At 69.8% G+C, this 7,074-nt stretch carries 7 protein-coding genes; 5 read left to right on the top strand and 2 right to left on the bottom strand.

Going from position 1 to position 7,074, the window contains the following annotated elements; translation table 11 throughout:
• Positions 1-138: 138 nt before the first annotated feature.
• Positions 139-1,803 (top strand): hypothetical protein, encoded by a 1,665-nt coding sequence (locus ADK55_RS07415; RefSeq protein ID WP_053676660.1) that lies wholly within the window; start codon positions 139-141, stop codon positions 1,801-1,803.
• A 71-nt stretch (positions 1,804-1,874) separates the two neighbouring features.
• Here the strand turns inward: ADK55_RS07415 and ADK55_RS07420 are convergent, their stop codons facing one another.
• On the bottom strand, positions 1,875-2,435 hold the full coding sequence (locus tag ADK55_RS07420) for an HIT family protein (protein WP_053676661.1): 561 nt from the start codon (positions 2,433-2,435) through the stop codon (positions 1,875-1,877).
• A gap of 67 nt (positions 2,436-2,502) precedes the next feature.
• Here ADK55_RS07420 and ADK55_RS07425 point away from each other — a divergent pair, with 67 nt between their 5' ends.
• The gene (locus ADK55_RS07425; RefSeq protein WP_053676662.1) at positions 2,503-3,192 is read left to right on the top strand and encodes a potassium channel family protein; all 690 of its coding nucleotides are present in this window, start codon (positions 2,503-2,505) and stop codon (positions 3,190-3,192) included.
• Between the two features lie 16 nt (positions 3,193-3,208).
• Here ADK55_RS07425 and thrS read toward each other — a convergent pair whose 3' ends face one another.
• Positions 3,209-5,185 (bottom strand): threonine--tRNA ligase, encoded by a 1,977-nt coding sequence (gene thrS, locus ADK55_RS07430; protein ID WP_053676663.1) that lies wholly within the window; start codon positions 5,183-5,185, stop codon positions 3,209-3,211.
• Between the two features lie 168 nt (positions 5,186-5,353).
• Between thrS and ADK55_RS07435 the strand changes: the two genes are divergently transcribed.
• From ADK55_RS07435 to ADK55_RS07445, 3 genes are all read left to right on the top strand, one after another.
• Positions 5,354-5,836: a GNAT family N-acetyltransferase gene (locus ADK55_RS07435; protein WP_053676664.1), complete on the top strand. Its 483-nt coding sequence runs from the start codon at positions 5,354-5,356 to the stop codon at positions 5,834-5,836.
• A 31-nt stretch (positions 5,837-5,867) separates the two neighbouring features.
• Positions 5,868-6,434: a TetR/AcrR family transcriptional regulator gene (locus ADK55_RS07440; RefSeq protein WP_053676665.1), complete on the top strand. Its 567-nt coding sequence runs from the start codon at positions 5,868-5,870 to the stop codon at positions 6,432-6,434.
• Between the two features lie 136 nt (positions 6,435-6,570).
• Positions 6,571-7,029, top strand: a complete 459-nt coding sequence (locus tag ADK55_RS07445) for an SRPBCC family protein (RefSeq protein ID WP_053676666.1) — start codon at positions 6,571-6,573, stop codon at positions 7,027-7,029.
• Positions 7,030-7,074: the final 45 nt, after the last annotated feature.

Here is a 7,074-nt window from a genome sequence, read left to right on the forward strand (position 1 = left end):
CCGCCCACCCAACCGGCTTGCGGTGGGCGGTATTTCCCTGTCCCATGACCATGGGGCAGGCTGCGCCGATAGGCTTTTCGGCGGCGCGGGGCAGGACGACGGCAGGCGCGAGCCGGCAGTGGGCACAGGCGCACGGTGATGGGGGCAACGGTGGCGGACGACGGTTTCGACTTCAGGCCCGGGGCGCAGGTTCCGCTCCAGGGAGGCGGTGGGCAGACCGCCGCGACCAACGCACTGGCGTCCGCCGCGTACCGCGACGGCAAGCTGGAGGAGATCCTCAAGGCCAACAACGACCTCCACGAGTCGAAGGTCAAGGCCCCCAAGATCTCCCTCTTCGAACCCAATCTGGGCGAGGCCTTCTGCCGCGCGGTCGAGGTGCGCACCCTCGGCGCCGGCCGCAAGCCGCTCATCCAGTCCTTCGGCGCCGACCCGCAGACCGTCGTCGAGCACTGCCTGGCAGCTTCCCGCATCCGCAAGGAGCGCGACCGCAAGCTGCGCATGATCGTGCTGGTCTGCGGGGTGATCTTCCTGCCCGGGCTGCTGCTGTGGCTGGGCCTCTTCCAGCTCCGCAAGTCCCTGGGCAAGGGCGAGGGCAAGCGGTCCTGGCTGGTCACCGCCCTGCTCGTGGGCGTCGCCGTCGTGGTGGCGGTGTTGATGTTCCGGTTGCCCTTCACCGGGTTCCTCGGGATATACCTGCGGGCGATGATCATCGCGCCGGCGTTGGGCTGGTTCCTGGCCCGGCGGATCTGCGAGGCCACCGCCGTCGACATGCGTTCCCGCTGGGACGGACTGCTGGGCGGCGGGGGCGTCGCCGCCAAGATCCCCGAGGCGGTGCCGGGCAACCCCGACGAGAAGGCCCGTGAGGACCTGCGCCACCAACTGGCGAAGCTCACCGCCGAGGACCGCAGCAACTCCGCCTTCTACGCCGGTCCCAAGGGGATCCTCGGCATGGGCACCCGCTGGGGCAGCTGGCAGATGGCCGAGGAGCTGACCCCGAGGACCGAGGGCGCCGACATCCACCCCTTCCGCAGCTGGGACGTCATACGCGCGATCGACACCCAGCTCCGCAAGCTGGAGCGCGGCCCGCTGCACACGGGGGGCTTCCCGACCGCGTCGATCCAGCACTGGATCGTCACCCCGATCGGCGAGGGCGCGGCCGAGGTGGCCCGGCCCACCGGCGAGGACGTGGACACCTTCCTGGTGAAGCCGCACGAGATCACCCGGATCTGCAACGAGCAGCAGTTCAGCGCCGGCAACCGGCACTATCTGGGCATCCAGTACCCGCTCTGGGACGGGCAGCTCGTCATCACGATGCTGGTGACGGTCACGGTGCTCTACAAGACCCTGCGGGTGGACGTCACCGCCCACGCCCTGGGTCCCGTGCACGGTCTGTTCACCACGAAGTCCGCGCCCAAGACGGTCGAGGTGGCCAAGTCCGTCCGCTTCTGGGAGACCGTGGAGCGACAGCTCCCGCTGGTGGACGCGACGGAGGTCGTCCGTCTGGCCGTGCGTGCCTCGCTGACCTGGTACCCGCCGGTCCTGGAGTACTTCGGCGGCAAGCTGATCCTGCCCGAGCCGTTCGGGTTGCGGCACGTGTGGGCCGGTTCGATGTGGCGCCACCGCTTCATGGCGGACGATGCCCTGCGCACCGTGGCCCCGGTCCTGCGGTCGGTGCACACCGCCGCGTTCAAGGTCCTGGAGGAGAACGGCGTCGACACGGACCGCTTCACCAACCGTTCCTCGATCATGAGCGGCCTGATCCAGGAGCCGTCGCCGCGCAAGGCGGACGTCTACGACGCGTAGGCGCGGACGGTACGACGTGGGGGCCGGCCGGTCCGGGGGCGCGCGCCCCCGGACCGGCCGGCCTTCGCGTCTCAGTCGGTGGGCCAGGCGTCCGCGAGCATCTGGCGGGTGTCCGCGAGCAGTTGCGGCAGCACCTTGGTGTGGCCGACGACCGGCATGAAGTTCGTGTCCCCGCCCCAGCGGGGCACGATGTGCTGGTGCAGGTGCGCGGCGATGCCGGCGCCGGCCGCCGCGCCCTGGTTCATGCCGATGTTGAATCCGTGCGCCCCGGACGCCTTGCGCAGGGCGGTCATGGCCCGCTTGGTCAGGTCGGCGAGCTCGGCGGTCTCGGCGGCGTCGAGTTCCGTGTAGTCGGCGACGTGCCGGTAGGGGACGACCATCAGGTGGCCACCGTTGTACGGGTACAGGTTGAGCACGGCGTAGACGTGCCGGCCCCGGGCGACCACGAGCCCGTCCTCGTCCGACATGTCCGGAATCCCGCAGAAGGGACAGCCGTCCCCGGCCTCCGGACCGGTCGGCTTGTTCTCCCCCTGGATGTAGGCCATCCGGTGGGGCGTCCACAGACGCTGGAACGCGTCCTGCGTGCCCACACCGATCTGCTGCTCCGGCTCAATCGTCATGGGATGCAGCATATGACCTTGCCCCCGCGGGGCGTGTCGCCGGGGCGAAGACGGGTACCTCCGCCGCGATGCTGGGCACATGCACCCCGATGTCGAGCCCCGCGACAAGGCCTGGGAACGCCGGACCGAGCTGCCGCTGTTCTACGCCTCCCTGATCTTCATCGCCGGATACGCGGTGCGCGTCCTCGCCCACAAGGCGGACCACATCTGGCGGGACATCGCCGGGCTGCTGGTCCTGCTGATGTGGGTCTGCTTCATCGTGGACTACGTGGTCCGGATGGTGCTGAGCCGCGAGAGGCCGCACCGCTTCGTCCGGCTCCACTGGCTGGACACCCTGGTCGTCATCCTGCCGCTGCTGCGGCCCCTGCGGATGGTCAAGGTCCACGACGCGGTCCAGGCCAGGCAGAACCGCCCGCGCCGCGGGCTGTACGAGCGGGTCATCACGTACGCCGGGCTCTCGGCGGTCCTGCTCGGCTTCTCGGGGGCGCTGTGCGTCTACCACGAGGAGCGGCTGATCCCCGGCTCCACGATCCGCACCTTCGGGGACTCGCTGTGGTGGGTGAGCCAGACGCTGACGACGGTGGGCTACGGGGACATCACCCCGGTGTCCCCGGTGGGCCGGCTGATCGCGGTCGTGATGATGGTCTTCGGCGTGGCCCTGCTGGGGGCGGTGACCGGTTCGTTCTCGTCCTGGCTGATCCAGGTCTTCCGCCGGGAGGACGAGAAGGAGCCTCCCGGGAACGGGAGTTCCCGGGAGACCCCTTCCTGACGTGCCGCCGGGTCGGTCAGACCTGGACGCGGTCCGCGACGACCTTGGCCAGCTTGGCCAGGGCCTCGTCCTTGGCCACGCCGTTCTCCTGCGAACCGTCGCGGTAGCGGAAGGAGACGGTGCCGGCGGCCATGTCCTCGTCACCGACGATGATCATGAACGGGACCTTGAGCTTCTGGTGGTTGCGGATCTTCTTCTGCATCCGGTCCGAGGAGGCGTCCACCTCGACGCGCAGCCCCTGCTTCTTCGCCTCGGCGGCGAACTCCTGGAGATACTCAACGTGCCCGTCGCCGATCGGGATGCCGACGGCCTGGACGGGGGCCAGCCACGGCGGCATGGCGCCCGCGTAGTGCTCCAGCAGCACGGCGAAGAAGCGCTCGATGGAACCGAAGAGCGCACGGTGGATCATGACCGGGCGCTGACGCGAACCGTCGGGGCCGGTGTACTCCAGGTTGAAGCGCTCCGGCAGGTTGAAGTCGAGCTGCACGGTCGACATCTGCCAGGTGCGGCCGATCGCGTCACGGCACTGGACGGAGATCTTCGGGCCGTAGAACGCGGCGCCGCCCGGGTCCGGGACCAGGGGCAGGCCCTGCTTCTCGGCGACCGACTGGAGGACGGCGGTGGCCTCCTCCCAGACCTCGTCCGAGCCGACGAACTTCTCCGGGTCCTTGGTCGACAGCTCCAGGTAGAAGTCGGTCAGACCGTAGTCGCGGAGCAGGTTCAGCACGAAGGTCAGGGTGCGGTCGAGTTCCTCCGCCATCTGCTCCTTGGTGCAGTAGATGTGCGCGTCGTCCTGGGTGAAGCCGCGCGAGCGGGTCAGACCGTGCACCACGCCGGACTTCTCGTACCGGTACACGGTGCCGAACTCGAAGAGGCGCAGCGGCAGTTCGCGGTAGGAGCGGCCGCGCGCGTCGAAGATCAGGTTGTGCATCGGGCAGTTCATGGGCTTGAGGTAGTAGTCGGTACCACCGTCGAGCTGCATGGGGGGGTACATGCCCTCCGCGTACCAGTCCAGGTGTCCGCTCTTCTCGAAGAGGGCGCCCTTGGTGGCGTGCGGGGTGTAGACGAACTCGTAGCCCTCTTCCTCGTGCCGCTTGCGCGAGTAGTCCTCCATGGTGCGACGGATGACGCCGCCGCGCGGGTGGAAGACGGCCAGGCCGGAGCCGATCTCGTCCTGTACGGAGAACAGGTCGAGCTCGGTGCCGAGGCGGCGGTGGTCGCGCTTCTCGGCCTCGGCGAGGAAGTCGAGGTGGGCCTTCAGCTCGTCCTTGGAGGGCCACGCGGTGCCGTAGATGCGCTGGAGCATCGGGTTCTTCTCGCTGCCGCGCCAGTAGGCGGCCGCGTTGCGCATGAGCTTGAAGGCGGGGATGTTGCGGGTGGTGGGCAGGTGGGGACCGCGACAGAGGTCCTTCCAGCACAGTTCGCCGGTCTTGCCGTCGAGGTTGTCGTAGATGGTCAGCTCGCCGCCGCCCACCTCGACGTTCGCACCGTCGTCGGTCGAGGCGGAACCCTTGATGCCGATGAGTTCCAGCTTGTACGGCTCGTCCGCGAGCTCCTCGCGGGCCGCCTCGTCGGTGACCACGCGGCGGGCGAACTTCTGCCCGCGCTTCTGGATCTCCTGCATCTTCTTCTCGATGGCCTTGAGGTCATCGGGGGTGAAGGGGCGGGCGACGTCGAAGTCGTAGTAGAAGCCGTCGCGGACCGGCGGGCCGATGCCCAGCTTGGCCTCGGGGAAGAGCTCCTGCACGGCCTGTGCCATGACGTGCGCGGTCGAGTGGCGCAGGATGTTCAGGCCGTCCTCGGAGGAGATCTCCACCGGTTCGACGGTCTCGCCGTCCTTCACCTCGTACGCGAGGTCCTTCAGCTCCCCCGCGATGCGCGCGGCGACGATGGTGCGCTCGCCGGCGAAGAGCTCGGCCGCCGTAGTGCCCGTGGCCACCACGCGCTCGTCCCGCTCGGAATCGCGTTGGATGATCACACGGACGTCTGACACCGGTCTCTCCTGACTCAGGGGGTGCGCGAGCGAACACTGCGCGCCTGAATCGTACCGAGCCGGGGGGCGCCATCGCTAAACGGTTGTTCGCCGGAGCCGGACGCCCACCTCGGCGGTGACCGGCCGGGGTACCGTTTCGCGGCGTCCCGACCCCTGGAGCGAACCGCCATGCCGCACGTGCTCGTCCGTCCGCTGGACCTCACCGACGACCCCACCGCCGCCGCCGTCCACCGCGTCGGTCGGGCGGCGTACGCCGTGGAGGCCGCGCTCATCGGCTTCGACGGCATCCCGGCCCTGCGGGAGGGCCTCGACGAGATGCGGGAGCGGCCGTTGCGCTGGATCGGCGCGGTCGCGCGGGACGACGTGATCGCCGGGTTCCTCGCCTGGGAGGACACGGAGGACGGCGGCGTGTGCGTCGACCGGCTGTGCGTGGATCCGGCCTGGTTCCGCCGGGGCATCGCCTCGCTGCTGTGCGCGCGGCTGCCGGCCGACCGCCCCGTCACCGTCACCACCGGCGCCGCGAACGCGCCCGCCGTGGCCCTGTACGAACGCCTCGGCTTCCTGCGCGGCGAGGACTTCGAGCCCGTCCCGGGGCTGCGGATGGCCTCGTTCTCCCGAAATCCCGCTTCGCTCACTCCCTCGACCCGTTGACATCCAAAAGTGTGAGTGGTTTATTACTCACATGAACACGGAACGACGTCGACAGCTCTCCTCCGCCGAGGAACGCCGGGACACGGTGCTGCGCACTGCCATCGGGGCCTTCGCCTCGCGCGGCTACTTCGGCACCACGACCACGGAGGTGGCCAAGGCCGCCGGCATCTCGCAGTCGTACGTCTACCGGCTCTTCCCCAACAAGGAGGCGCTGTTCACCGCGGTCGTCGACCACTGCTTCACCCGGGTGCGGGCCAGCCTGGAGGAGGGTGCGGCGAACGCCGCCGGCAGTGCCCCCGAGGCGGTGCTGAGCGCCATGGGCGACGCCTACGCCCACCTGATCGCGGACAAGGACCTGCTGCTCGTCCTCACCCACGCCCAGGCGGCGGCCGTCTCGGAGACCGCGGTCCGCGACGCCGTCCGGACCGGCTACGCCCGCCTGGTGGAGTACGTGCGCGGCGCCTCGGGCGGCAGCGAACCCGAGGTGCAGCGATTCTTCGCGATCGGCATGCTCTGCCACCTGTTGGTGTCGATGGACACGCAGGCCGTGGACGCGCCGTGGACACGGACCCTCTCGGCCGGGGTCCGGCACTACTGACAGCACCGACGATCGAGGACGAACGACGGAACAGGGCGGGCCCCGGAGCCCGCCCTTCTTCCGACCCAAAGAGTGAGTGGTCAACCACACACACCATCCGACGACCACCTACCGACCGAACCCAGGAGCACCCGTCATGACCACGAACAACGCCCGCCCCACCACGATCGACGAGAACGCCCCCGCCGTCGTCCGCCTGGAGACCACCATCGAGGCCCCCCTCGCCACGGTGTGGTCCCTGCACACCGACATCGCCGGCTGGTCCGACTGGCACACCGGCATCGACCGTGTCGAGTTCGTGGGCCCCCTCGCAGCGGGCACCCGCTTCCGCTGGCTCACCCACGGGCTCGACATCACCTCCACCGTCCTCGACGTGACGCCGGGTGAGCGGATCGCCTGGGGCGGCCCCGCCCACGGCATCGACGGAGTCCACGTCTGGACCTTCCACGAGAGCGCCGAGGGAGTCACCGTCCGCACCGAGGAGTCCTGGGCCGGCGCCCCCGTCGAGGCCCGCCCCGCCGAACTGGGTGCGGCGCTGCGCCAGTCGCTGGAGGAGTGGCTCCACCTCCTCAAGCCCACCACCGAAGCCCGCTGAAGCCCGCCGAAGCCGACCGAACCCCCCCCCACCGCCCCCCCCCCC

Origin of the sequence: Streptomyces sp. WM4235 (genome assembly GCF_001279725.1) — a bacterium.
Lineage (GTDB): Bacteria > Actinomycetota > Actinomycetes > Streptomycetales > Streptomycetaceae > Streptomyces.